The sequence below is a fragment of the Pseudonocardia sp. ICBG162 genome (assembly GCF_020496225.1).
Classification (GTDB): Bacteria; Actinomycetota; Actinomycetes; order Mycobacteriales; family Pseudonocardiaceae; genus Pseudonocardia; species Pseudonocardia alni.
Genome location: NZ_JAHLJD010000021.1, coordinates 70612 through 96241 on the forward strand (window position 1 = coordinate 70612; position 25630 = coordinate 96241).

At 66.7% G+C, this 25630-nt stretch carries 24 protein-coding genes; 15 read left to right on the forward strand and 9 right to left on the reverse strand.

The window, feature by feature from the left end:
- Positions 1–33 precede the first annotated feature (33 nt).
- The 8 genes from rfbH to KPL60_RS21365 all read left to right on the forward strand — a co-directional run bounded on the left by rfbH (position 34) and on the right by KPL60_RS21365 (position 11068).
- Positions 34–1353, forward strand: coding sequence for a lipopolysaccharide biosynthesis protein RfbH (rfbH, locus tag KPL60_RS21330; protein ID WP_226366965.1), 1320 nt, complete (start codon positions 34–36; stop codon positions 1351–1353).
- Between the two features lie 44 nt (positions 1354–1397).
- Positions 1398–3068 carry an ATP-binding cassette domain-containing protein gene (locus KPL60_RS21335; RefSeq protein ID WP_226366966.1) on the forward strand — a complete coding sequence of 557 codons (1671 nt, stop codon included), beginning with the start codon at positions 1398–1400 and terminating at the stop codon, positions 3066–3068.
- Between the two features lie 191 nt (positions 3069–3259).
- The gene (locus tag KPL60_RS21340; RefSeq protein ID WP_226366967.1) at positions 3260–3877 is read left to right on the forward strand and encodes a TetR/AcrR family transcriptional regulator; all 618 of its coding nucleotides are present in this window, start codon (positions 3260–3262) and stop codon (positions 3875–3877) included.
- 45 nt (positions 3878–3922) lie between these two features.
- A complete protein-coding gene (locus tag KPL60_RS21345) occupies positions 3923–5116 on the forward strand; it encodes an MFS transporter (RefSeq protein ID WP_226366968.1) in 1194 nt (397 codons plus the stop codon).
- Positions 5117–5197: 81 nt separating this feature from the next.
- Positions 5198–6055, forward strand: a complete 858-nt coding sequence (locus KPL60_RS21350; RefSeq protein WP_226366969.1) for a hypothetical protein — start codon at positions 5198–5200, stop codon at positions 6053–6055.
- 119 nt (positions 6056–6174) lie between these two features.
- Complete coding sequence (gene glyA / locus KPL60_RS21355; RefSeq protein ID WP_226367077.1) at positions 6175–7470, forward strand: serine hydroxymethyltransferase; 1296 nt, start codon at positions 6175–6177, stop codon at positions 7468–7470.
- Between the two features lie 29 nt (positions 7471–7499).
- The gene (locus KPL60_RS21360; protein WP_226366970.1) at positions 7500–9953 is read left to right on the forward strand and encodes an amino acid adenylation domain-containing protein; all 2454 of its coding nucleotides are present in this window, start codon (positions 7500–7502) and stop codon (positions 9951–9953) included.
- 44 nt (positions 9954–9997) lie between these two features.
- The gene (locus KPL60_RS21365) at positions 9998–11068 is read left to right on the forward strand and encodes a dTDP-glucose 4,6-dehydratase (protein WP_226366971.1); all 1071 of its coding nucleotides are present in this window, start codon (positions 9998–10000) and stop codon (positions 11066–11068) included.
- Between the two features lie 505 nt (positions 11069–11573).
- On the opposite strand, the gene KPL60_RS21370 is transcribed toward KPL60_RS21365, so the two are convergent.
- From KPL60_RS21370 to KPL60_RS21390, 5 genes are all read right to left on the reverse strand, one after another.
- Positions 11574–11867, reverse strand: a complete 294-nt coding sequence (locus KPL60_RS21370) for a hypothetical protein (RefSeq protein ID WP_226366972.1) — start codon at positions 11865–11867, stop codon at positions 11574–11576.
- 356 nt (positions 11868–12223) lie between these two features.
- Positions 12224–12433, reverse strand: a complete 210-nt coding sequence (locus KPL60_RS21375; RefSeq protein ID WP_226366973.1) for a hypothetical protein — start codon at positions 12431–12433, stop codon at positions 12224–12226.
- Positions 12434–12662: 229 nt separating this feature from the next.
- On the reverse strand, positions 12663–13073 hold the full coding sequence (locus KPL60_RS21380; protein ID WP_226366974.1) for a type II toxin-antitoxin system VapC family toxin: 411 nt from the start codon (positions 13071–13073) through the stop codon (positions 12663–12665).
- Entirely contained in the window at positions 13070–13354 is a 285-nt protein-coding gene (locus tag KPL60_RS21385) for an AbrB/MazE/SpoVT family DNA-binding domain-containing protein (protein ID WP_226366975.1), read from the reverse strand. Before KPL60_RS21385 ends, KPL60_RS21380 begins: the two co-directional genes overlap by 4 nt.
- Before the next feature lie 372 nt (positions 13355–13726).
- Complete coding sequence (locus tag KPL60_RS21390; RefSeq protein WP_226366976.1) at positions 13727–14215, reverse strand: hypothetical protein; 489 nt, start codon at positions 14213–14215, stop codon at positions 13727–13729.
- Positions 14216–14350: 135 nt separating this feature from the next.
- On the opposite strand from KPL60_RS21390, the gene KPL60_RS21395 reads away from it, so the two are divergent.
- Both KPL60_RS21395 and KPL60_RS34790 read left to right on the forward strand, forming a co-directional pair.
- Positions 14351–14635, forward strand: a complete 285-nt coding sequence (locus KPL60_RS21395; RefSeq protein ID WP_226366977.1) for a hypothetical protein — start codon at positions 14351–14353, stop codon at positions 14633–14635.
- A gap of 181 nt (positions 14636–14816) precedes the next feature.
- Positions 14817–15626, forward strand: coding sequence for an abortive infection family protein (locus tag KPL60_RS34790; RefSeq protein WP_226366978.1), 810 nt, complete (start codon positions 14817–14819; stop codon positions 15624–15626).
- 318 nt (positions 15627–15944) lie between these two features.
- Here the strand turns inward: KPL60_RS34790 and KPL60_RS21405 are convergent, their stop codons facing one another.
- Entirely contained in the window at positions 15945–17303 is a 1359-nt protein-coding gene (locus KPL60_RS21405) for a tetratricopeptide repeat protein (RefSeq protein WP_226366979.1), read from the reverse strand.
- 134 nt (positions 17304–17437) lie between these two features.
- Here KPL60_RS21405 and KPL60_RS21410 point away from each other — a divergent pair, with 134 nt between their 5' ends.
- Both KPL60_RS21410 and KPL60_RS21415 read left to right on the forward strand, forming a co-directional pair.
- Positions 17438–18385, forward strand: coding sequence for a hypothetical protein (locus KPL60_RS21410; RefSeq protein ID WP_226366980.1), 948 nt, complete (start codon positions 17438–17440; stop codon positions 18383–18385).
- A gap of 131 nt (positions 18386–18516) precedes the next feature.
- On the forward strand, positions 18517–18741 hold the full coding sequence (locus KPL60_RS21415) for a hypothetical protein (RefSeq protein WP_226366981.1): 225 nt from the start codon (positions 18517–18519) through the stop codon (positions 18739–18741).
- A gap of 203 nt (positions 18742–18944) precedes the next feature.
- On the opposite strand, the gene KPL60_RS21420 is transcribed toward KPL60_RS21415, so the two are convergent.
- Together KPL60_RS21420 and KPL60_RS21425 are read right to left on the reverse strand one after the other, a co-directional pair.
- The gene (locus KPL60_RS21420; protein ID WP_226366982.1) at positions 18945–20081 is read right to left on the reverse strand and encodes a hypothetical protein; all 1137 of its coding nucleotides are present in this window, start codon (positions 20079–20081) and stop codon (positions 18945–18947) included.
- A gap of 321 nt (positions 20082–20402) precedes the next feature.
- The gene (locus KPL60_RS21425; RefSeq protein WP_226366983.1) at positions 20403–21065 is read right to left on the reverse strand and encodes a haloacid dehalogenase type II; all 663 of its coding nucleotides are present in this window, start codon (positions 21063–21065) and stop codon (positions 20403–20405) included.
- A gap of 277 nt (positions 21066–21342) precedes the next feature.
- Between KPL60_RS21425 and KPL60_RS21430 the strand changes: the two genes are divergently transcribed.
- The 3 genes from KPL60_RS21430 to KPL60_RS21440 all read left to right on the forward strand — a co-directional run bounded on the left by KPL60_RS21430 (position 21343) and on the right by KPL60_RS21440 (position 25110).
- Positions 21343–22113, forward strand: a complete 771-nt coding sequence (locus KPL60_RS21430) for a hypothetical protein (protein WP_226366984.1) — start codon at positions 21343–21345, stop codon at positions 22111–22113.
- A gap of 131 nt (positions 22114–22244) precedes the next feature.
- Complete coding sequence (locus tag KPL60_RS21435) at positions 22245–23312, forward strand: ImmA/IrrE family metallo-endopeptidase (protein ID WP_226366985.1); 1068 nt, start codon at positions 22245–22247, stop codon at positions 23310–23312.
- Between the two features lie 22 nt (positions 23313–23334).
- Positions 23335–25110: a hypothetical protein gene (locus KPL60_RS21440; protein ID WP_226366986.1), complete on the forward strand. Its 1776-nt coding sequence runs from the start codon at positions 23335–23337 to the stop codon at positions 25108–25110.
- 43 nt (positions 25111–25153) lie between these two features.
- On the opposite strand, the gene KPL60_RS21445 is transcribed toward KPL60_RS21440, so the two are convergent.
- Positions 25154–25489, reverse strand: a complete 336-nt coding sequence (locus KPL60_RS21445) for a hypothetical protein (protein WP_226366987.1) — start codon at positions 25487–25489, stop codon at positions 25154–25156.
- Positions 25490–25630: the final 141 nt, after the last annotated feature.

Here is a 25630-nt window from a genome sequence, read left to right on the forward strand (position 1 = left end):
CTGCCCACTCACAGCTGACCATCAGGAGACAGCATGCCAGCCGGAAACCACAAAGACTCAATTCTTGAGCTAACACGGATGTACGACCGGAGCGCTGTCACTGAACAGTTCGTTCCAGGCGTCACGCCGATCTGGCCGTCCGGCGCTGCCCTAGATGAGAACGACCGGGTGGCCCTCGTGGAGGCCGCACTGGAAATGCGGATCGCCGCTGGGTATACAGCGCGCAAGTTCGAGCGTGGCCTGACAGAGTTTTTCGGGGTGCGCAAAGCACATCTGACGAACTCGGGGTCGTCGGCCAATCTGCTGGCCCTGTCGGCCTTGTGCTCGCCGCAGCTTGGCGACCGGCGGTTACGTCCGGGCGATGAGGTCATCACCGTTGCGGCCGGCTTTCCGACGACGGTGAATCCGATTATCCAGAACGGCCTGATTCCCGTTTTCGTCGACGTCGATCTGGCTACCTACAACACCACAGCGGATCGCGTAGCGGCCGCGATTACGGTTCGTACCCGGGCGATTATGATTGCGCATACGCTAGGCAATCCATTCCCGGTCGCGGAGATTGCCCAACTGGCTGCCAATCACGACATGTTCCTGGTCGAGGACAACTGCGATGCCGTCGGATCAACGCACCAGGGTCAGCTCACCGGCACCTTTGGGCATTTCGCCACCGTCAGCTTCTACCCGGCCCACCACATCACCACCGGTGAGGGTGGATGTGTGCTGACCAATGATATGAAACTGGCCCGGCTGGTAGAGCAACTGCGCGACTGGGGTCGTGACTGCTGGTGCGAGCCCGGACAGGACAACACCTGTTTCAAGCGCTTCGGTTACCAGCTCGGAACGCTTCCGGAAGGCTACGATCACAAGTACATTTTTTCAGAGATTGGCTATAATCTGAAGACAACCGATCTGCAGGCGGCGCTCGGTTTGAGTCAGCTCGGGAGGCTGTCGGAATTTGGTGACAAGCGGCGCCGTAACTGGAACCATCTGAGGCATTCGCTGGACGGACTCCCGGGGCTGTTGTTGCCGGAGCCGACTTCGGGAAGCGACCCCAGCTGGTTCGGGTTCATTTTGACCGTACTGCCCGAAGCCGCCTTCAGCAGAAAAGATCTGGTGACATTCCTGGAGAGTCGCAAGATTGGCACTCGTCGACTCTTTGGTGGAAATCTCACCCGCCATCCCGCATATATTGGGCGCAACTTTCGAGTTTCTGGCGATCTGGCAAATGCCGACGTTATTACAGAGAGCACCTTTTGGGTCGGCGTGTATCCCGGTCTAAGTCTTGAAAAGATAGAATATGTGGCGAAGAGCATCCGGGAGTTCGCACTGTCCGGCGGCGTCGGGCGTGACTGAAAGTCCTTAGACCGTCTAGCACACCTGTGATAAGTTGCCAGGCTGTGGGCTATATCGACGTAAACTCTGTCTCCTACGGGCTGCCGAACGGTCGGGTGTTGCTGGACAAGGTCTCGTTCCGGGTGGGGGAGGGTGCCAAGGTCGCGCTGATCGGGGCCAACGGATCCGGCAAGACCACACTGTTTCGGATCATCGCTGGAGACCTGGTGCCGCACGGTGGAGCGGTGAGCCGGGGCGGGAGCCTGGGGGTCATGAGGCAGTTCGTTGCCCGTGAAGGCGACCAAGTGCGCGATCTGCTGCTGTCGGTGACAGACCCCCGGATCCGCCGGGCCGCCGCCGCCGTGAACGCGGCAGAGGCCGCCATGGAGGAGGATGGAGGCACTAAGGCGCAGATGGCCTACGCGGCCGCACTGGCCGACTGGGGCGACGCGGGCGGCTACGACGTCGAGGTCCTGTGGGACGTCTGCACCACTGAGGCGCTCGGCCTTCCGTTCGACCGGTGCGGGCAGCGGCAGGTGGACTCGCTGTCCGGCGGCGAGCAGAAGCGGCTCGTCCTGGAGATGCTTCTGCGGGGGCCCGATCAGGTCCTGATGCTTGACGAGCCCGACAACTACCTCGATGTCCCCAGTAAGCGATGGCTGGAAGAGCGTCTCGTGGAAACGCCGAAGACCGTCCTCTTCATCAGTCACGACCGTGAGCTGCTGGCGCGCACGGCGAGGAGCATCATCACGCTCGAGCTCGGGGCCGCGGGGAACACCGCCTGGGTGCACCCGGGCGGTTTCGAGAGCTACCAGCAGGCGCGGGCTGACCGGTTCGAGCGGTTCGATGAGATGCGCAACCGCTGGGACGAGGAGCGCGCCAAGCTGAAGTCCCTGGTGCAGATGTACAAACAGAAGGCCTCCTACAACTCGGACATGGCCTCGCGCTATCGCTCCGCCCAGACACGTCTCGCTAGATTCGAGAGCGCCGGTCCGCCGCCCGCGCAGCCGCGCGAGCAAAGTCTGGCGATGCGGCTGCGCGGCGGACGTACGGGGAAGCGTGCCGTGATCTGTTCCGGCCTGGAACTCACCGGGCTGATGGAGCCGTTCGACCTCGAGGTGCGGTTCGGCGACCGAGTAGCCGTGCTCGGTTCCAACGGCTCGGGCAAGTCGCACTTCCTGCGCCTTCTCGCAGCTGGCGGCAGTGCTCCTGAGCCCGAGCACGAGCCGGTGGGCGACCTTCCGATCGAGCCCGTTTCGCACGAGGGGGTGGCCCGGCTAGGTGCGCGGGTGCGGCCCGGCTGGTTCGCACAGGTCCATGGACGGCCTGATCTAGCCGGCCGAACGCTTGTTTCGATTCTGCACCGCGGCGACGAGCGCCGGGAGGGGCTGCCCCGCGATGCGGCCTCGCGGGTGCTGGCGCGTTACGAGTTGGCCGGCGCTGCGGAGCAGGAGTTCGACTTGCTGTCAGGAGGGCAGCAGGCGCGTTTCCAGATTCTCCTGCTCGAACTCGGCGGCACCACACTGCTCCTGCTGGACGAACCCACCGACAACCTCGACCTCGTCTCGGCCGAGGCGCTGCAGCACGCACTGCGCGGCTTCGAGGGCACGGTGCTCGCGGTCACGCACGACCGGTGGTTCGCTCGGGAGTTTGACCGGTTCCTGGTCTTCGGCTCCGACGGAACCGTCTACGAGTCGCCAAGTCCGGTGTGGGACGAGAAGCGCGTCGCGCGCTGATGCTGCTGAGCAGCACCGGGCCCGGTGTTGCGTCTCGGCGGAGCAGCTACGGTGGAGCTCCGTGATGGAGGCCGTCCGTCGAGCGCGAGGTCCGTTCTGCATCCGCTGTTCGGTCGGCCCCGCCAAGCCCTCCGCCGGGGCTGGCCAGTACTGGCGTCTACTAGTTGTCACACCTGTGATAGACTCAGCAAATGCCGACTCGCATCGACCTCGAACAGCGTCGCAGTGAAGTCATTGAGGCGGCGTTTCGGCTGTTGGCCGCCGAAGGAATCACGGGTCTCTCGCTACGTAAGGTTGCTGCCGAATCGGGACTGAACATTGGATCGGTTCGCCACTACTTCGATGATCACCGTAATCTTCTCGTTGCAGCGGTTACCGAAGTCGGCGATCGTATGGGAAAGAGACTCACGCGGTACTCGACCGACATGCTGGTTGGACTCGACAATGAAAGTGCGGCTGACGCTCTGCAGGACTTGGTGGAGGAGTTGCTCCCGCTCGACAACGAACGACGTGTTGAGTCAATCGTGCTGATCGAGTTCATTGTCGCGGCGCGGGTGAACCCGATCTTCCGCCCAGTGACCGAGAAAATGGCCGCCGACATGCGAGAAGTGATCACGCATGCGCTGGAGGTCCTCGACGTGCCTGAGCCAGCCGAAGAGGCGGAGCGGCTCATCGCGGTCGTGGGCGGACTAATCCTTGACGCGGTGACACCGCACGGATCGCTCGACGACGAACGTGTTCGCAGGACGTTGCGGGCGCATGTGCGCTCGGTCCTGGTGGCTGGACGCGACGGCTACCCGCCGGCCTGACTCTCCTGCAGTCGGGCTACATTTACTTCCACAAGGAGATTAGTGGTGCCCGCGTGGCTGTTCGCGCTGCTTGCCGCGGCGTTTGTCTTTTATACCGACGATTATGTCATCGCTGGAGTTTTGCCGGAGATCGCCCGAGATCTGGGGGTCAGCGAAGCGCAGGCCGGCCAGTTGGTGACAGTCTTCTCACTAACGGTGGCCCTGGCCGCGCCCATCGCCGGAGTGACGCTGGCACGGGTGCCCCGCAGGCACCTGTTCACCGCCGCCTTCGTGATCTTCGTTGCGGCGAATCTTATGGCGGCCACGGCCGACGGCTTCGGTTTCCTGGTGGCCGTGCGGATTTTGGCGGCACTCGCGGCCGCGGCTTCAACCCCGGCAGTGTTCGCCTTTGCCGCCGAACGGGCCCCGGAGGGCCATATTGGCAGGTACGTCGCCGTGGTGGCGCTGGGCGTCACGGGTTCGATCGCGGCAGGGGTCCCAATTGGAACATTCATCGGCGGCCACCTCGGCTGGCGGGCTACATTCCTCGCGATGGCGATGGCCGGTATCGTGGCGTTGCTCTTCCTGCTCGCGACTCTCGAGCGCGGGATCGCCCTGGCCGGTGAGACGCCGAGCATTCGCGAGCAGGTGCGCGCACTGGCCAGCGCTCCCGTATCGCTCGGGATTCTCGCCAACTGCGTCCTTATGACCGGTTCGATGATGATGCTCACCTACATGGCCACGTATCTCGACGCGGTGACCAGCGCCAGTGTGGAGCAGCGTGCGCTTGCGTTCAGTCTCTCTGGATTCGCCGGCATCGTCTGTATCTGGGCTGGGGGCAGAGCCACTGACCGGTGGGGACCGGATCGATGTCTGGTCGCCGGAATCAGTCTGTTCATCGGCATCATGGTGCTGCAGGGGGTGCTTTGGTTCGCCCGCCCCCTGCCGTTCTCCCTTCTCGTCGTTGTGGGCACGATCTGGGGAGGCGTGGCCTTCTGGAACTCTCCGGCCATCCAGGCTCGCCTCTATCTACTTGCCGGACCTTCCGCCGCCCAGGCGCTGGCGCTCAATACCTCAGGGACGTACCTCGGGGTCGCCCTAGGCGGGGCCGTCGGGGGTCTGACTGTGAGCGGCGTAGGAGCCGGACATCTGCCGACTGTCGCTGCGGCCCTGGGGATAACCGCCCTAGCGCTGCTGTCGCTAGCCATTAGGGCGTCTAAACGATCGCCGAGCAGCGAGCAAATTGTAGCGCAGCGCTGATGCCTACAGAGAGCGAACGGTGAGATCGAATTGCACAACTTTTTCTTGTTCGGGCCTGCTGATGCCACAGAAGACTTCCGCGTGTACGAACCCCTGCTTCAAGGTTCGACAGTCGCGCGGTTTATATATGAAGAGTTCGCCAATTCTGCTGACATACCCATGGATTGGCTCATAGGCGGCGAAGTCCCGCATCTTCACCCGGTGTTCCTCCGCTGGCTGAGACAATTGGCCGGAATGCTTGCCGTAGCACGAGCTCTTGAGGAGGATCACGGTGCGGCCGCCCTTTACGGGGGCATCTCCTTGGGGGAACTCGCAGCGCTGCGCGCGTCAGGCGCTATTACGACCGAATTAGTGGTGAAGTTCCTCTATGAGAGACACCTTCAGGATGTCGACAGAGAGGAGGCCATCGGGTTCGTGTTCGTTCCTGCGTCGGAGGACTGGCGGTACTACGAACAGCCGGACCGCATGACGGTCTCGTGCGACTACGGTCCGGTGCTCGGTGGTGCCGGGCGCATGATCATGGTGTCCGGTCTACGCGTAGCATTGGAATCCGCACGCACCCACGGCCCCGCGGACCTCCAGATCGTGGACCGCGCCCTTGCCCACCAGGCGTACCACTCACCGTTCCGGGAGTCGAGTCGGCTGCGGCTGGAGTCGCTACTGGAGCGAAGCACGCTTGGCCACCCCGTGATGCCCGTGGTCACATCAATCCCCGGCAGATACACCGTGTCATCCGGAGCGGAGGCAGCGGACGCGCTCGTTGTCAGTGAGACCCAGTGCCTGGATGTTCCGGGCCTGGTGGAGACCGCCCGGCGATATGCGCCCAGCCGAACCTACGTCATCAGTTCCTTTCTGCGTCAGCTGGAGATCGATTTTCACGTTCCGACTGAGTACGTGGACGACGTCTGGCTGGAACGGAGGTTTGGCTCGACCCCCTGAGAGCGTCGGTGCCCTCCCGGGCAGCCTTAGAGATCGTCGCATGTAAGGAACTCTCCGTGCTTAAAACTGGGCAATCAGTGATTCCTACAACCCGGTCCGTAGCCGAGACGGGCTGGCATGTGCTGACAAGGGATGATCCGGATCTCGGAGCGTTGCTGGATGCCGAAGCGCGTTACCAGTCCGGCTGCCTATCGATGGTCGCGTCCGCCAGTTTGGCCCCGCCATCCGTCCTCTGCGCGAACGGCACAGTTCTCTCGAGTGTTACGGCCGAGGGCTATCCCGGAGCCCGCTACCACCCGGGCGCCGTCCACTTTGACGCGATCGAGACACTCGCCGTCGAACGGGCAAAACGGGTCTTTGCAGCCCGGTACGCCAATGTGCAGCCGCATTCCTGCTCCTCGGCCAATCTGGCGGTCCTGGCTGCGCTGCTTCCCCGCGGAGGCCGACTGCTTGCGCTCGATCTCGATGCTGGCGGACACCTGACACACGGCGCCCGCGCCTCTGTCAGCGGCAAATACTACGATGTAGCCCGCTACGGGGTCGGGTCGGACGGCACGCTCGACTACGGGGCGATACGTGACCGGGCCTTGGAACACCGGCCGGATGTCATCATCGCGGGGGCCAGCGCTTACTGTCGGTACATCGACTTCAGCCGATTCCGGGACATCGCCGACGAGATCGGCGCACTCCTTCTCGCCGACATCTCGCACATCGCGGGCCTGGTGGCCACGGGGCTGCATCCGAGCCCGATCGATCGCGCCCACATCACGACAACCAGCACCTACAAGCAGCTTGCTGGCCCCCGGGGCGGGTTGATCCTGCTCGGTGAGGATTATCTCCGCACCTGCTCCGATGGACGGACCAAGCTGTGGCAGCTCATGCAGCGCGCCGTCTTCCCGGGCTTCCAGGGGACCCCGGACCCGTCCTCGATCGCGGCCAAGGCGCGAGCCCTGGCCATTGCGTCTAGCGGCGATTTCCACGCCACGATGAAACGCGTCGTCGACAACGCGAAGGCCCTGGCGGACGAGCTCCAAGCGCTGGGCTACAAGGTGTTAACCGACGGTACCGACAACCACATGGTCCTAGTCGACGCCCAGGCCGCCGGGCTCACCGGAATCGTGGCGGAGCAGGCGCTGGAGGAATGCGGAATCCTCGGCAACCGCAACAAGATCCCCGGCGACCTACTGCCACCGACCGTGACAGGTGGTCTGCGATTCGGCACCAACATTCTCGCGCAGCGCGGTATGCAACCCTCCGAGATCCGCATGTGTGCGGGGCTCGTGCACGAAGTGCTGTCGCAGGTGCGAATGCTAACGCCGACGCTCTATGAGTTGGACGCGACGCGACGGGACGCGGTTCGCGAACGCGTGACCGCCCTGTGCCTGCGGTTTCCGGTCCCAGTCGACCGCGTATAGACGGCCCGATCGGAAAGGTTGCTCAGGCCATGACGTTCGTTGACCCCCTGTCCAACACCTTACCCTCAACCGATTCGTTCCCGTTGTCCTCGGCATTGGGGCTACGCCCGCGACCAGGATCTAGACAGCTGGGCGAGCGGCTAACCCGTTCAGTCGACATCACATTCTCTGCAGCTGTCGGTGAGAGCTCTCGCCGGTCGTTCCTGATTGTGGCGACCGCGGTCCTCGTCCACCGCTACACGGGTCTGGACCGAGTCTCCATTGAGGTACTCGACGGCACTGGCAAGGTGTCCGTCGTCGTGTCCGGTGACGAAAGTACTAGTCGTCTGCTCGAGAATCTCACCCTCTCTCCGGCGGCAGGCCCTCCGCCGGATCTGACGCTTGGAGCCATCGCCGTCTCGTTCACCGGTAACCCGGAGGGGCCTGGCAGCGTTGGCAATTTCGAAGCCGGCTGTGAAATGGTCGTTCATGCAGACGTGGCGGCGTCGAGGGCGGAGATCAGCCTTGACGGTTCCCGTTTCGACAATGCGTTCGCCGACCGCATCTCGGGCCACCTCGAGGTCCTACTGGGCCGTATGGCCAAGGCTTTGTGCGATCCTGTCGGCCGGCTGGACATCCTCACGGACCGGGAAGCCGACACACTCCTACTGGAGTGGAACGGGACAGACCGACGTCTCACAGACGACGTCTGCATTCACCAGGCCTTCGAGGCAAGGGCCGCCGCTACCCCCGAGGCCGTGGCTGCCGTATTCGGCGAAGAGTCGTGGCTGTTTGGCCGGGTAAACAGTCAGGCGAACGAACTGGCCCACCGACTGATTGATCTGGGAGTGGGACCGGACGTTCGGGTGGCCGTCCACCTCGAGCGCACACCGGACCTCCTGGTGACCTTGTTAGCGGTGCTGAAGGCGGGCGGCGCATACGTTCCTCTGGACCCGAGATACCCCCGGGCCCGGCTGGAGAGCATGATCCTCGGTACTGACTGCTCGATCATGATTAGCAGCCGGTCGCTCGCCGAGGCCCTCCCCGTCCGCGTACGCCACCGTCTCCTGATCGACGAGCTGTCGGGCCAGCCAGGGATCCGTCAGGAGAACCCCGTCACCGAGGTCGGCCCGGAGAACCTGTGCTACGTAATCCACACCTCGGGGTCCACCGGGACGCCGAAGCCGATCGCGCTGCGCCACCGCGGGGTGCTCAACAACCTCGTCGACCTTAACACTAGATTCGACATTGGTCCCGACGACGCTGTCCTCGCGCTGTCCTCCCCGGGCTTCGACATGTCGGTGTACGAGTTCCTCGGTATCACGCTGGCCGGAGGAACGGTTGTGATCCCGGAGCCCGACGCGGGCCATCACCCAGCTTCCTGGCTGGAGCTCGTGCACCGCCACCGGGTCACCGTCTGGAACTCCGCGCCGCCGCTGATGGACCTGTTTCTCGACTTCGTCGAGGTCGCAGGTGACCGACGACCCCTCCCAGTCGAACTCTCGCTGACAGGCGGCGACTGGGTGGCCGCATCGATGCCTGCCCGCTTCCGGAAGGCAGCCCCCCGGCTGAAGTTCGTTGCGCTCGGAGGTGCCACCGAAGCGTCTATCCATTCGACGGCCTTTGAAGCCGATCCGTCGGCGCCGTGGGACGGAGGACATCTGCCCTACGGCCGGCCACTGGCCAATCAGCGGACCTTCATTCTCGACGACCGGATGATGCCCGTGCCTGTCGGGGTGGCCGGCGAACTGTGTCTCGGAGGGGCTGGCCTGGGCCGGGGCTACCTAGACCGCCCGGATGAGACAAGGGAGAAGTTCGTCTCGTGGTCCTACCGCGACCGTCCCGAGGAGCGGCTCTATCGCACGGGCGACATGGCGAGATTCTCTTGCGACGGTCTGATCGAGATCCTGGGTAGGAGGGACTTTCAGGTCAAGATCAATGGGATCAGAGTTGAACTGGGCGATGTCGAGTCGGCCCTCGCTGCTCACCCGGGAGTCAAGCGGGCGGTCGTGGTGCCGCGGGCTGCTCCGCACGGTCGGGCGGCTCTGGTGGGGTATGTAACAGCCCAGCACCTCGAAGTGCTGGACGGCACGTCGATCCTCCAAGAACTCCGGGAGCGGCTTCCGGAGCACATGGTCCCCGCTTCTGTCGAGATCATGGACGCGCTGCCACTGAACGGGAACGGCAAGATCGATCGCCGGGCGCTGGCGTCATTGCGGTCGCCGGGGGCGCCTCCGTCACGGGCGCGGGTGCGGCAATCCGCCCCGCCTGGGTCGTGGCAGCAACTGGTCGTTGAGGCGTGGCGGGACGTCTTGGGAGCCGATCAGCTGGATGACCACGACGACTTTTTCGCAAAGGGTGGAGACTCAATGAAGGCCATCCGGGCCATGGTGCGCATCGACCCCCGCCTCCGAGTCTCGGACATCTACCGGCACCGGACCGCGGTCGCTCTGGCAGACCACCTCACGGAGAGGTACGGGGAGCGGCCCGCGCCCTCGTCCTGAAGACCTCGCCTCGAACCCGCCCTTGAGCCTTCCCGGGAGCAGTTATGGCCGTGTACCTCGTGACCGGAGCCGCCGGATTTATCGGCGCGAACTACGTGCACCGTCTGCTGGAGTGGGAGTCCGCCGACGCCGAAGTGGTGGCCGTGGATTACTTGGGTTTCGCTGGGAATAGAGCGAATCTGAATCCGGTGTCCGATCGCGTGGTCTTTGAACAAGCCGACATTGCCGATCCTATCGTCATGGAGGCGATTTACCGCCGCTACCGGCCTGATTACGTTGTGAACTTCGCGGCAGAGTCGCACAACGACCGCGCGATCCTGGGGCCGAGCGTGTTCATGCGATCGAACGCGCTTGGCGCGCAGGTGATGGCCGAGTGTAGCCGTCTGGTGCCGGTGCGGTCGCACGTCCATGTGTCGACTATCGAGGTGTACGGCGAACTACCAGCGAGCAAGAAGTGGTTCACCGAAGGCTCCTCACTGAACGCGAAGACGCCGTACAGTGCGACCAAAGCTGCCGGGGATCAAGTGGTACGGGCGTACATGCAGACCTATCCGGAGCTGAACATCCGGATGACGCACTGCGCGAACAACTACGGTCCGTACCAGCTGCCCGAGAAACTTATCCCGCTGGCGGTGACAAACTGTCTGCGCGGCCGAAGGGTGCCGGTCTACGGAGATGGCCTCCAGAGCCGGGACTGGCTCCATGTGACCGACCACTGCGCCGCCGTACACCGCGTGCTGCACGCCGAACTGCCGCCGACACCAGCGCAGGCGGCGACAGACCCCGCTCTCCTGCCCGTTTTCGACATCTCCGCCCGCCACGAAGTCACCAACTTGGACATGGTGCATCGCGTAGTGACTGCGCTGGGGCTGGACCCGGCGGAGTGGATCGAACACATTCTGGACCGACCGAACCACGATCGTCGCTATCTGATCAACCCGATGAAGATCGAAACCCAGCTGGGCTGGCGTCCGGTGCACGACTTCGACTCTGGATTGGCCGAGACGGTCACCTGGTACGTGGAACACCGGTCGTGGTGGGAGCGGATCTTCAAGGAGAAGGGCGAACTCGGCGTCGACTGGGGGGCAGCGGGCCAGGCGATGCGTAGGCACTAACCGGTGCCTGTCGGGCCTGCGACGCGTGACTGATCGCGCGCGCCCTCCCCGCGGCCGGCAGCGCATCGATGCGGTGGTCCAGGACGGCGATGACATCGCTGACGGGCCGCTGAGAACTCGGACGGTCGCTCACCACTCGCCGGCCCGGGCCAGTCGTCCGAAGGTGTTCGCTGGGCGCTCCGACCGATCTATCGCCTTAGCCGCTAATCAATCTTATGACAGTCTGATTAGCGCAGTTGCACCCATCATCATCGGTGGTCTCCGCTTGTGGGCGGAGTAGTTAGTCCTGGCGACGCCGCCAGATGCCGTTCTTCGTCTGGACCAGCCCCAGCTCTCGAGGATCTAGGCACGTCCCGGCCGGCCGGTGCGTGTCCCAGAGCTTGGCGTCGTCGAAGACGGCCCCGCAGCCGCCGAAGCGGCGGCAGCAGTGGGCCCGGTCGGCTCCCACCCACTCCCAGCCGCAGCACCTGACCCGCACGATCTCGCTCACGATTGACTGATCCTGTCATCCCTGCCACCGGGCCATCAGGCTCAGCCGAGCGCTCTGCATACCGTGCAGGCGTGCGAGGCGTTCGATGGTGCCGCGGGGTGATGGCGGGTGGCCGTGGGCCGGGGTGGCGCCGACGGCGATGGCCTTGGCGAGTTCGGTGTCGGGACGGGCCGCGACGGTGGGCCCGAGCGCGGCGGCGGCGAGGACGTCGAGGGCGGCGCCGGCGATGGCCACCGCGCTTAGTGACATGTGCTCGTAGCGCCCGCCGGCCAGCAGCTGGGCGCCGACCTGCGTGCCACGGTCGAACATCTCTGAAGGGGTCTGGGTGGGGGCGAGGACGTCCGGATCCGGTACAGCGCGTCGAGGGCACAGCGCCCGGCCAGCGGGGCGGGCAGCGCGAACGGGCCCGGCCCGTCGCGATTCCCTTCCCACGCGGCCAGGGTCATCAGCAGCTCCTCGCCCTCACGCAGGACCTCGGTCAGCTCGTCAACCAGATCGGGCACCAACACTCGTCGAGCCCCGGAGTCGCTGCCGGCGTCGATCGACCTGTCGTCAGTTACGGCTTGCGTGGGTTGGCGTGGTCAGGGCGATGTCCGGCAGGGATCTGCTGGCGGAAAACACGCTGGTGCTGGCCGGGATCGAGTCGTAACGCGCGATGATCGGGTTCAGCCGGCATTGGTGTCGGGTCGACCGCGGCGGGCGAGCTCTCCATACCGTTCGACGACGGCGTTGTTCCGGGCCCGGTCATGGACGCTGAGCTGTCGTCGTTCGGCGGCGTAGCTAGTGCGTTCTTTGTCGAGCGCAGCCAGCCGTTCCTGGTTCGGAACTGGCGTGGCGCGCTCGGCGGCGTCGGCTGCAGTCGTCCTGGCGATCATGGCGCCGAGGATCCACTCGGCCGCCTCGAATGCCAGCCCGTCATCGGCCGACCAGGCTCCGAGGTCGAGGTCAGCAAGGCTGACGGCCCGGTCGGGCCCTTCCGGCGGGTCCGGTGTCGTTGTCCTGGTCAGAGCTCTCCCATCGCGGTGCCGACGCCAGCTGATCTAGTCGACCGCCCCGACGGGTCAGGGGCCACTGGTCTGTGCGCTCCGCGCTGGGGATCTGTGTCTACCGGATGGGCACGACGGTCACGCCCAGATCCAGTCCGGTCCACGCGATATCAGCGGTGATCGCGGGGCCCGACAGGCGGGTGGCCAGGGCCAGGCAGCAGCGGTCGCCCAGGGACAGTCCGGCCGTGCGGGTGGCCGGCCATAGCTTGGCCGCGATGATCGCGTCGGCCGCGTCGAGCGGCTCTATCCGGATCCCCAGGGTGCGCAGCCGAGTCACTGCACGGTCGGCGTCGACGCCGTGCTGGCCGAGCTTCTGATGAACCTCGGCGAGGTTGACCGCGGACAGCACCGCGGTGTCGAGGTACTCGTCGACGACCTCAGCACCGGGCTCGGAGCGGAGCCAGGCCAGAACCGCGGAGGCGTCCAGGACAGCGGGGCCGGAGCGACCAGCAGGAACGCTCGCGCTCATCGCGCGTCCTCGGTGGCCGCCTCGGCGCGCCGCTCGGCGAGCAGCTCATCGGTCACCGACTCCGTCGGGTCGCCTTGCCAGGATTCGGCAATCTCCCGACGCATCCGCGAGACCAGTTGGGCGCGGGACTCCATCACCACCCGGCCGTCCTCGACTGACAGCAGCAACGTCGATCCCGCAGCCAGACCCAGATCCCGACGGACCTGTGCAGGGATCAGGACCCGGCCGTCCCGGTTGACGACAACCTCAACCCGATCCGACCCACCAACCTGCTCTGTCATGAGCACATGATAACAGACTGAAGTACGTCACACTGACAAGACAAGCGACAATCCGTCAGAAGCGGACAGGTTCCGACAGTTGTCCGAATGCCGAACGAAACGAAACGAAACAAATGCAATGCTTGGTGGGATCATCCACGGAATCCCGGCTAGCAGCAGCTAGGCTCCGTCCGTGCCCGACACCCCGCCGACACCATTGCCCGCGGGCACCGTCGCGGTATCGGACGATGACGAGCCGAGATCGTCAGCTGTCACACGGTCGGGCGTCCGACCGGACGTCCCCGGGCTCGCGGTCGCGGCGGGGGAGCCAGAGCTGACCGCCGCGGAGGCCGGCTACGTCGCGGCGGCCCGGGCGGCGAACACCCGCCGCGGCTACCGCTCGGTGTGGACGGCGTTCACCGCGTTCTGCCGCCGCCACGACCTCGAGCCGATGCCCGCCGCCCCCGCGACGGTGTCCGGGTACCTGGTCGCGTGCGCCCAGGCCGGGATGCGCACCGGCACGATCGCCAAGCACCTCTCGGCGATCCGGGCCGCGCACCGCGCCGCCGACCAACCCGACCCCGCGGTCACCGCCCGGGTCACCGCGGTGTGGGAGGGCATCCGTCGCACCCACGGCGCCCCACCCGCCCAGGCCGCACCGCTGATGCCGCCGCTGCTCGACCACGCCGTCGCCGCCTGCCCCCGCACCCGCGGGTTCCGTACCCGCGACGACGAACCGGACCTCGCCGGCGCCCGCGACCGCGCCCTGCTGTTGGTCGGGTTCTCCGGGGCGCTGCGCCGCTCCGAGCTCGCCGCCCTGACCGTCGAGCACATCGGCTCCGAACAGCAGCTGCGCAGCGGCCGCCGCGGCCGCGTCCTCACCCTGCCACGATCGAACACCAACCAGACCGGCGAGGACGTCGAGCTCGTCGGGATCCCGCGCGCCGAGATCGCCGAGCACTGCCCGCTCACCGCCCTCGACGACTGGCTCACCCTCGCCGACATCACCACCGACCGGTGCTGCGCAAGGTCAGCACCGGCAACCGCGCCACCACCACCGGCCTGCGCCCGGAGTCGGTCAACGACCTGGTCCAGGCCGCGACCGCGCGGGCCGACCTGCCCGGCGGCCCGTACAGCGCGCACTCACTGCGGGCCGGGTTCGTCACCTTCGCCCACCTACGCGGCGCGACCGACCGGGCGATCGCCCACCAGACCCGACACCGCTCGATGGACACCATCACCACCTACATCCGCGTCGACGACGTTTTCGAGAACAACGCCGTCACCCAGCTCGGTCGGTAGCGCGGCAGCCGCCAGGTGGTTCAGGGGGAATGGGGTCAGAACATCTCGGGGACGGGCGCGCAGGCTTCAGACAGCGGCGGAGAGGACCACCCGACACACCGCAACAGAGCCACCCGGTGCCGTGAACGTCTGAGACGCTGTTCGGTTGCCCCCTCGGACACGGAAAGCAGGTGCTTGACCGGTGGATCTCATAGAGCTGGGCTCAGCGCTCGGCGGATTCTTCGACCCCGAGCTCGGCCAGGTCGGCCCATCGCACGACCAGATCCGTCATGCCGTCGCGCGCGCAGGCCTGACTCCGGGGGACCCGCGGGAAACATCGGAAACGGTCGGCAAAACCAAGCGAGTTAGAGAAGTCATGATCTACGCGACCGACCACGATCCGGCAGCCGGACTGAAGTTCGCAGGACACATCGTGTCTCTGCTGCGGGCGAGCAACCGGTTCCTCAGCACCAGCGGAGACTATGCCGGCGAGACGCGAATCACCGGCGCGCGCAGCGCCTTCGAGCGAATCGGTTATGACCTCGACGCGTCCGGGAGTCTCCGGTTACTGGTCATTGACAACCTGTCCGGAGTCGAACTCTCCGATGCGCTGGCCAGCTATGTGCGGCGGATCAACCTCAACCCGAACGACGGCGCGCTGCAGGTCGGATCGGGCAAGGAACTCGACGAGGCCACCGCCCGTCACGTCCTGAACGAGAAGGTCGGCGGATACTCCCAGTCGGGGCCGTCTGGGAACTTCCCGGTCACCCTCGCGGGAGCGTTCACCGCGCTGGGAATGAAGGTGCCACCGTCGGTTCCCGGTCTTGACAAGAACCCCCACCGACAGGTGGAGGAGTGCCTCTTCCTACTTGCGTGTGCGGTCAACCGACTCCGCAACGAGTCCGGAACCGGCCACGGTCGCCCCACCCCGCCGACGCTGACCGATGAGGAAGCCCGGCTCGCCGCGCGTGCGACGGCGCTGATTGCTGGAGCACTGCTCGACCGCCTGTGATCCAGCTCGATCGCACACAGCTTCGGGACGCCACGGCGGTACGGCACGATGTCGCCGCCGGTGGCTGCGATCAGGAACGGCGCCCGCGCCGTGCTCTCAAGGGCCCGACTCGCGCCGAACCCGAGGTCATTCCACCTCCTCACGGCGAGCCGGCCAATGGAGTCACATCAGACCGTCACGGTGGGCCCGAGCCAGGCTGACATCCTCGCGCGATCGCGCGCGGGATGCGTCCTGGTCCCGGCCGACTCCTTTACCTGGGTCTGGGCGTCCGGCGGGCGTAGTAGGACGACCGGAATGCCGCCGAAGCCGATCGCCCGACTAGCACTCGGTCAGACATCCCGAATCTCCCTCCACATGCACCCGGAAGTCCGACGATGAGATGGCTGCAACGTCGAATCCAGCCCCCGCCAGCGGAGTGGCCGAAGCCACGGATCCGAGAAGCAGGCACAGTTCTTTCTCAGCAAGAGCAGCCTCGTCATTCTGCCCTAGGCGACGGGCAGTCTGAGCGATTCCCGCCAAGGCAGCAGCAGTTCCGAAATCATCGACCGCAGCACGACTCACGTTGAGAGCGTCCCTGAAGCACCGGATAGCGTCACCCACACGGCCATCGCGAAGATGCGATCGACCTGCACTGTGCGCTCGATGAGCAATCATTGTCTGATGCCGCGGTCCGCAGCTCACGACAGGCGCCAACCGCGTCGGGCGACAGTCGACGAAATACAAGCCATACGCATAATGGACCGAACTCAACGCCGTGGTTGCCCATATCCAAACCTGCCCCGACGCGGCAGGCACAGCAAGTGAAGAGTCCAACGCCTCAGGATTCGAATCAATGAAGACTGGGATCCTGGGAACTACGGGTTCTTCAAGGTTTCCGACCAGGAGCCGTCGACTTGACTTGACACGAAAGGGCATCGGCTCCTCGACCGGCTGCGAACCCAAGAAACGCGACAGCTCGACGAATTGAGCGCGAACCTTTACTGAATCAGCGATGTGCGGCTCGGACTCTGGCTCCCACCATCGGCGTCGATCGCTGCGCGGAGGCGGTGAGGTATCCGACGGGTCCTCATCCAGCCAGGCAACGGTCGGTCGCCACCTCAGCCGAGGGGACATCTGGCACAGCCTGTCCGCTGACGGTGCTTCAGGGTCGACCGGATCTGGGGCAGCCGATGAGCCGGTAGCACTCACCTCGCCATCACCTGACAGCTCCCACGTGGTGAGAACCTCGTCAAGAGCGGCGACCGGGTTGTCCGCTTCGCTCGCGTAGAGGAATGCATCGGTAACGCACGCGCTCTCGTGGCGTGCGTGCGTGACGAGGTCGGTGATCCGAGAGGTCAGCCATACGACCTTCAGGGCGCGCTCGAGATCGTCGCCTTGACGGGCAAAGAATGCCGCGCAGCCGAGAAGAGTCTTACGTGTCGCGTCGCCGCTATCCACGGCGCCAACCGGCGCTCGCCGAGTTTGAACACTCGTCTCGACGATCGAGTACCACTGATCAGAAATGCGCGGGGCCGGCCGCGCAATCTGCAGGTCTGACATACTTAGGAGACGGCCCTGCGCGGCAAGGGCCGATTGCGCTCTGTCGACCGCTAGAATGGCGTGGAAGGCCACCGACTCCAGATCGTCGATCAGATCCGCCATGGCATGGTCACCACCGTACCGGTCGACGGAACTCACACCGACGATGCTGTGCCAGACTGACTCAGCCGTGCAAGCCAGATGCGGTGTTCACCATGATCTGCGCGAACCGTCATGATCCACAGCGCCGCCGGTCTTGCTCCCCGCGCGTGAGGACCGACACGCTCGTCAGTATGACCACCCACGGTCCTGACCGCGACGGGATCTTCCCCGGCGTCGGACCCTGGGGGGTCGTCCACGGACGCGGAGTGCACTCCGAGGATGCGGCCGGCGAGGCCGTCGAACAGGCGATCGCCCGCTCGATCGAGGTCATCCGGCTGCCCATCGACGACTGGACCGAGCTGGGGGAACTGGCCTTCTACCTCGGCCTGGTGCTCATCCTGCCGGACACCCTGCCGCGCGGTGCACGGCTGAGCAGAGATCTCGCGCCCTACCGGGAGCTGGTCACGAGCTACCGCGCCCGACGGCCCTGCTCAGCCAGCGATGCGCTGCTCCGCCGCAAACGCTGGTGGGAGATCGGCGTCGTCCAGATCGTCGGGTACAGCGCGGTGCTGGGTTCAGGACCGCTTCGTACGATCAAGGACCTGTGCTGCGCGCGCCACCCGCTCGACGGTGACCACGAGCTCGACTTCCTGTCCGTCTACAACCAGCCGGCGACCGCCCTACGCGAGCAGGTCACCACACCGTCGGGGATCGAGATCCCCGACGCGGACTACCTGGCGGCCGTGGACCGGCTTCGGCGGTGGTCGATCAGCACCACCGACGCCGCCGGCGTCCTGGCCGCGATCAACAACTACCGCCAGGTCATCGAATCCAATCCCCGGCGCGCGGGGCGACACCGCCCCATCGCGAACGTCCGGCGGAACCGGCTCGACCTGATCCTCGACGGCCCACCTGAACACCTGAAGAGTCCCGAGGCCTGGCAGACCGCGGTCGGTGCGAACCGCAAAGCGTGGCAGGAAGCCGACGCCGAGGTCTGGCGTGACGTCTACGGAGCGATCCGCAAACTGTACACGGGGGTGCAACATCCGAACAGGGGCCACACCGGCGCGGTACAAGGCCTGAGAGAGCTGTACAACGACTTGCGAATTGTGGCACCCTTTCATCCGACCGCGCCATGAGTGCAATCTGCAGAAGCGCGGAATAGGCGACGACCACCATGCTCGGCGCGATTTCCCATGAATCATGCTTGACACGTCTTTCTCATGGTCGGGATTTGCTGCCGACGGAGCACGGCCGGTACTCCGGAACCGTGAACACGAACACGCAGTTGATCGTCCGGGCCGCGACCGCGGTCGTGATCCTCGCGATGCTGTTGGCCGCGCTGCTGATCAACCCGTGGATCGCGGCCGGTCTCGCGCCCGTGCTGATCGGGGTCTCGGCGATCCTGCGGGAGGTCAGTGCTCGCGGCGGGAACGACCGGGACCCCGGCGAGGGCAGCAACACCGTCACGGACGACGACGCCGACGCGGCCTGAGCGGCGGCGTCGCGGCGGCGGCACCCCGGATCCAGACCGACAGCTCCGGCGAACCAGGACGGTCCTGATCGGCGCGCTGGTAGTGCTCTCTTCGGGGTCTCGCTCAACCGGAGTGCACGAAGCAGCGGAGCCGGCCCTCGTCGCGTGAGCGATCTGATCCTCTCGGCCGTCACCGACCGCACGGGGGCGCGCTTCACCGGCGGCTACTCCTGCGGCGGACCGATCACCCCGAGATGGTCCGGATCGATCGAGACCACCCCGTGCGCGGTGACCGTCACCATCCCGGCCGCGGTCAGCTCGCCCAGCACCATGTCGATCTCGGTTGTGCTGTCGGGTCCGTGCTCGTGGAGCTGGGTGACGGTGCGGTCGTCCTCGCAGCACCAGTAGAAGCTCACCAGCATCGCCCACAGCCCCTGGGCGCCCGCCGAAAGGCTCTGCTGGTCGAGCACCGGGCGGAGCAGGTCGATCGGCACACCGTCGTTGTCCGGTGCCGGAACCGGCACTGGATCACGATCCGCAGCGTCCGCGGTGGGATCCCTGTGCCACGGCGGCGGGCCGACCAGCGGAATCCACCCCGGCCAGTCGCTGGTCCCGACAGTGTCACCGTCGGGGCCGACGGTGCGGCCCAGGTGCTCGTCCTCCCACGCCGAGAGCTCGGCCATCGTCTCGGGGGAGAAGTTCCGCGCCGCCTCGACCAGCGCTCCCGTCCAGGAGTCGATCCGTTCGCGATGGGCGGAGCGCTCCGCAGCCCGCTGGCCGCAGGCGCCTCGCAGCGTGCAGTCCACCAACGGGCCGGGATCGGTCGCTCGGGCCGCGCGCTCCACCGCGGCGAGCAGCCGCGCCAGCCGAAGCGCGGCGGAACCGTCGAGGGGCACGGTATGGACGTCGGTTCGGTGCAGACCGCAGCCGCCCCAGTTGCCGGCGGTCCGGATCCGCGCCACCAGCCCGAGCTCCGGGGTCCACTGCACGCTGCACTCGGGATCGCACGGGTCGTCCTCGCGCAGGTCAGGCGGAAGCTGATCACGGACGGCGGGCGGCGCGGCGACGGCGGCCGGGTAGTCCCAGCACACGTCCACGGTGGTGGCGTGTCCGTCATCGTCGAAGTCCTCGAGCGCGTACGACGCCCTCACCCACCCGCGGCCCTCCACCACCTGCTGCAGGGCCCGGATCCGATAGAGGTCACGCTGCCATTCCGTGGCGTCGAGTTCCTCGGCCGGTCCGGTCGGCAGGTCCCCTGGTGCCCCGGCCAGGCTGCTGACGCGATGTGCGCGGGTGTAGCGCTCCCCGTGGCGGGCTGCGCGGCGACGCGTGTCCCTCTTGCGGCGGTGGTTGCTGGGCATAAGGCGTCCTCACCGGCGAACCCCACGCGCGCGCCGAGCGAAGTCCGACGACGGCTGCGGGCCCGGAGGACCTTGTCCCAGTTGAGTGCCGCGCGTCGCGTGGGTCAGTACGGCAGGGATTCAGGCGTCGCAGTGTCGCCGAGCCTGGACGCTAGCACCACGCTGGCCGGACTCCATCTCCACCTGCGGGCGCGTCGCCGATGTCCTCGGGAACAACGCCCGTCGCGCAGCTCGCCTGGAATCCGGGGGTCGACGACGCGGTGGGAAATCAGCAGCCGAGTTGCTGAACCAGGTCCGCGCCGTCGCTGGCGGCGAGGTCACTCAGGGTCGAGCCCGCCGTGTCGGTCGGTGCGGCCCCTTCTCTCCCGGGCGTGCGAGGAACGCGGTGCGCAGCCCCGCGGCACGGGCTCCGTCGATGTCCCATCCGTGGGCGGCGACCATCAGCACCTGATGCGGCGAAACGTCCATCAACTCCGCGGCGGTCCGGTACGGGCCCGGGGCCGGCTTGTAGGCGCGGGCCAGTTCGGCCGACAGGATCGCGTCGAACCGGAGCCCGGCCGCCTTGACCAACGCCACGAGCAGCGCGAACCCGCCGTTGGACAGGGCGACGACCCGGAACCTGGTGCGCAGCCGCTCGATGGTCTCGGCGCTGTCCGGCCAGGGCGGTAGGTGATGCCACGCCGCCACGAGCTCCTCACGGGCGGCGTCGCCGAGCTCATCTCCCACGTCGTGGGTCGCCAGTAGCTCGTCGAGCGACTCGCGGTGCAGCGTGTCGAGGTAGGCCCAGTCCCGGTCACCGTTGTTGACCTGCGCCATGCTCGGCAGGTACCGGTCGCGCCACACACCCCGGACCTCCTCGTCGGCGCGTGGACCGATCTGTGCGGCTCGGACCTGGATCTCGCCCTCGAGTGGTGGAACGCGGGCGCCGACCCGGCCCGCCCGGACGTCGTCGGTCGCCTGGTCGCCGTCGGGTTCCGGCCGCACGATCTGACCCGCCGCCTCGGCCGTCGCACCGTCATCGAAGAGCTCAGTCGAGGGTCGTCGGTCGAGTGGTGCTTGATGAAGCTGGGCTGGGAAGGCGCGGCCGCTAACCACCGTCAGCGGGGCGGCGGGTTAGCGGGGCGGCAGGACAATGCCGCCACCCAGCTCGTCCGATAGCCGTGCTGCGCGCACACCAAAGAGACATGAGTGTCGTCCGACGAGCTGACTAAAGCGATAGTGCTATGTTGAACCCGCCTGATGAACCGTGAGAGGTGGAGCCGTGGGCGATACTAAAGAGATCGCATGGTCGCTCGAGGTGCTTGGCGAGGTCGGCCCGTACGTCCGCGCGGTGGTGCCGCGGCTGTTGGCCGAAGCCCACGACGCCGCGGCCACCCACCACATCGGACTGGGTCTGCCGAGTGAGGACGCCTACGGGCCGATCTGGCTCAAGCTTCCCGAGCTGCTGGCCAGCGAGCTCGACGACGTCGAGGGCATCCGGCTGGTCAAGCTCTACCGGGCCCGGTATCGAGTTCCCGTGATCAACGGTATCCCGCTGATCGCGTGGCGGTACGGCAAGCGCAGTACCACCAACGTCGATAAGGTCGCGTTCGGCAGCCCGGTGTCGGACACTCGGCGGGCCGTGTTCACCCCCGGCGCCGATCGCGGGCAGCTGACCCTCGGTTTCGAGGAGCAGGGACTCGGGCAGCAGATCGTCGCGGAGCTGCCCACCGCCGAGCAGGACAGGATCAAGCAGTACTGCGCGGAGATCCGTGAGATCGCCGGCGCTGGGAACCGGGTCGCGGTCCTGGCCTATGCCAGCAACCCCAGCGCGCTGCTGCAGGCCTACTTCGGGTACGCCGAGCTCGCCGATGACGATCGCCTGGACTGGAAGTTCCGCCGTGAGCTCCCGCTGTCCGGCGCACCCACCTCGACGTCGCGCACAATCCCGTCGCAGCGACCGGCGGCTCTCGACGAGGACGCGTTCAACAGCGGGCCGGTGGCCCGGCACACCCTGCGTGCGCGCCCGAACCCGAAGTCCGACACGCCATGAGTGGACGTTCGGGGCGGGGCCCGCGAGGTCCTCGCTTCACCGGCGGATCCGGGCAGTCCTCCCTGTTCGAGACCTCCATCGCCGAAGGGGTCGCCGACGCCTTCGACCCGGCCCGGCTGACCCAGGCCCGCGTGCTGGCCGACATGAACAAGCAGACCCTCGCGCACGGTTTGAGCGTCTCGGCGGCCGCGGTCGGCCAGTATGAGGCCGGCATCATCACTCCCCGGCCGGATCTGCTCGACACGATGGCGCGACTGCTCGGCGTCCCCGTCACCTACTTCGCCGCCGGCCGCCCGAACACCCGCTTGGACGCGTCCACGGCGCACTTCCGCAGCCTGCGCAGCACCCGGGTCGGGCAGCGGACGCGGGCGATCGCGTTCGCCGAACAGCTCTGGGAGCTCGCGCATGCGCTGGAACTGCGCGTCGAACTGCCGGCGGTCGACCTCCCCGACCTCGAAGACCCGTCCGACGGGGAGATCTCACCGGAGGCCGCAGCGAGCCGGCTCCGCGACCACTGGGGGATCGGGCCGGGCCCGGTCCGCCATCTGGTCCGCACCATGGAGAGCCACGGCCTGCTGGTCACGCTGCTGCCCTTCGCCCGCACCGATGAGATCGCCCGCGTGGACGCGTTCTCCACCTCACGCACGCCCCGCCCGCTAGTCGTGCTGACCCCGGACCGCGCCGACGACGTCTACCGGCATCGCTTCACCGCCGCCCATGAACTCGGCCACCTCTTGCTGCACACCGAGGCAAGGCCCGGCGACATCGAGCAGGAGAAGCAGGCCGACCGCTTCGCCGCCGAGTTCCTGACCCCGGCCGCGGAGATCGACGCCGAGCTACCCGGCCGGCTGCGGGTCCCGCTGCTTGAACCGATCGCACGGCGATGGGGTGTGGGCGTCGACTCCCTCGTCCGACGCTCGCGGGAGCTCGGGGCCATCACCGAGGTCACCGCCCGTCGCGCGTACCAGCGGATTCAGCAGCTGAAGAATGTGGGCCTCCTCAGGCCCGAGCCCGTCACCGCTTACCCCGGCGAGGTCCCGACGCTGCTGCGCAGCGCGTTCGACCTGGCCGAGCAGCACGGGCTCACCGTGCCGGACCTCGCAGACGAACTGGCGTGGAAGCCGGAGCTGGTCCGGTCGCGTCTGGGGATGGCTGACAGCCGACCGACGCTGACCCTGGTCCAGGGCGACGACCAGTAGGTCACCGATAGAGGGGTGTGCGATGGCGCCGGTGGAGTGGTCGGTCTTGTCGGGCGAGGCGGTCGAGACGGTCGTCGGGTTCATGCTGTGCCGGGAGAACCCAGAGGCGATGCGGATCAAGCCCTCTCGCGGAGACGGCGGGATCGACATCCTCGTACCCGTCTCGGGTCACCCAGGAAAGGTCGAGATCTACCAGGTGAAGTCGTTCACCGGCAACGGACACACGCAGCTGTCGAACTCACAGAAGCGCCAGATCCGCGGCTCCCTGGAACGGCTGCGAACCTACTGTGCCGAGACCGGCCTTGAGGTCGTCGACTGGTACCTGGCCCTGCCGATGCTGCCCACCAACGAGACCCGGACGTGGTTCGAGGAGCTCGTCGCAACACAGCCGTTCACATGTCACTGGCGGGGCCGTGACCACCTCGACGTGCTCGCCGCCCGCTACCCGGAGGTGATCGACTACTACCTGCACGGCGGCCGGGAGCGGCTCAGCGGGGCGATGACGAGTATGGCCTCAGCGCTACTGCTCGCACAGCGAGCAGCACGACGTCCCACCGAGGCTGAGGCCGAGGCCACCGAGCCCGCACCGCTCGCGCCGGCAGACACCATCGACGGCCTCATCGGACTGCATGATCTGCTCAACCGCGACGACCCGCACTACCGCTACGACCTGGCGGTCAGCGGGTCACCGCCGCCGCTGGACCGCGACGAGCCCCTGCTCGTTGCGGCGGTGCAGCGCGGCACTCCGGGGCGGGGAGCCGATGACGGCACCGTCGTGACGATCAAGGTGTACGCCCGCTGCCGGATGTCGGTCTACGAGCGCCCGATCCCCGGTTCCTTCGTGGTCGATCCCACCGGCGACGACGACCTCGCCCGCGACCTTGAGCTGTTCCACCAGTACGGGCGCCCGTTCCAGATCCCGCAGGGGGCGCTCACCGTCGACGTCGACCTGCCGGGCGGTCTGGGCGGTGTCATGGAAGGCGCGTCAGGCCAGATCACCCCCGCATCAGAACCCGGCGCCGAGCAACAGCTCTACATCGCCGTCGCGGACCCCGATGGCCAAGTCTTGGCCGAGCCGCTCGTGGACATGCAGCCGCTCACCGGTGGCGTACTCGGGGTGTACCGCTCCGGCGAGGACCACGAAGGGGCATTCACGATCGAGATGCGCACGGACCTTTCGACCCGCATGAGCAAGGTCGAGATCCGGCCCGGTGACCTCGCCGGACGCCGACCGCACGACCTGCTGGAGGGCCTGCGCTTCGTCACCAGCTTCGTCCACCCGAACAGCTTCCGCTTCCGGCCGGCCTACGGCCCGGGAGCCAGCCCGTTCAGCGCGATCCCCAACCCGACCATGGTCGAACCGGGCGCGCTGCTGCTGCGCGCCCTGATCGAGGGCCTGGCCACGATCCAGGAATTCACCACCGAACAGATACTCGTCCCCGACCTCAGTACGGTCACCACGGACCAGCGCGTCTCGATCCTCGACACCGCCCGCCTGCTGCGCGGCGAGATCCTCACCATCACCTGGAACGACCTTGGTCCCGTGCACATGCACCCCGGTGTCGACGTCGCTCCTGATGAACGATTCGCTGTCCGCCTTCTCGACCCATTAACCATCGACCTCGCCGACAGGACGCTGGAGCTCCCAGGGTTTCGTCAGACCGACATCGCCTCCGCGCAACCGGACTTCGACACCCGCTGCAAGCACGATGATCACTACGACGTGCGACTCCGACCTGCCGGGTCTGACCTTGCGCAGTTCAGTTACGCCGCTGACCCGCCGCCGGAAGGCGCGTAAAGGTGTTCTGCCATCTCAGGTGACCGACCACTACTGGCGCGGTTCAACGGCTGGGACGAGCGAACGGCCCTACGAGGCACAACGCGGGACGATGCTCGGTCCCGACGAGCACGGTGCAGGGCTGCACCTCGGGCGGCTGCGCGAGCAGGGGGACCGCGATGGCGACGATCGCGATGACCACGGCCAGGATCGCGACCGCCGCGTTGATCCGCGCGAGCCGCTGCGCGGATTCGCCTGCGCGCGCGAACGCCCGTCGGTTCAACTCGTCGAGGTAGAACCCGGTCCCGACGACCGTGTTCTCGGCTGCGCCGTCGTACGTCCGGCGCAGTTCGTCATCGGTCATCGCGTGCAGCCGCTCGAACGGCGGGGAGTAACCCATCGTCGGACGGTAGTGCCCGCTTGGCGCGGCGGTTTGCGAGCATGAGGTGCCGCTTGGGTGATTCGTCGCCCTCTGCCCGCCATTTGCCGCGCTTCGGCGGGTCTGCCCCCCGCAACAGGGGGTGAGGCGCGGACCCTCGAA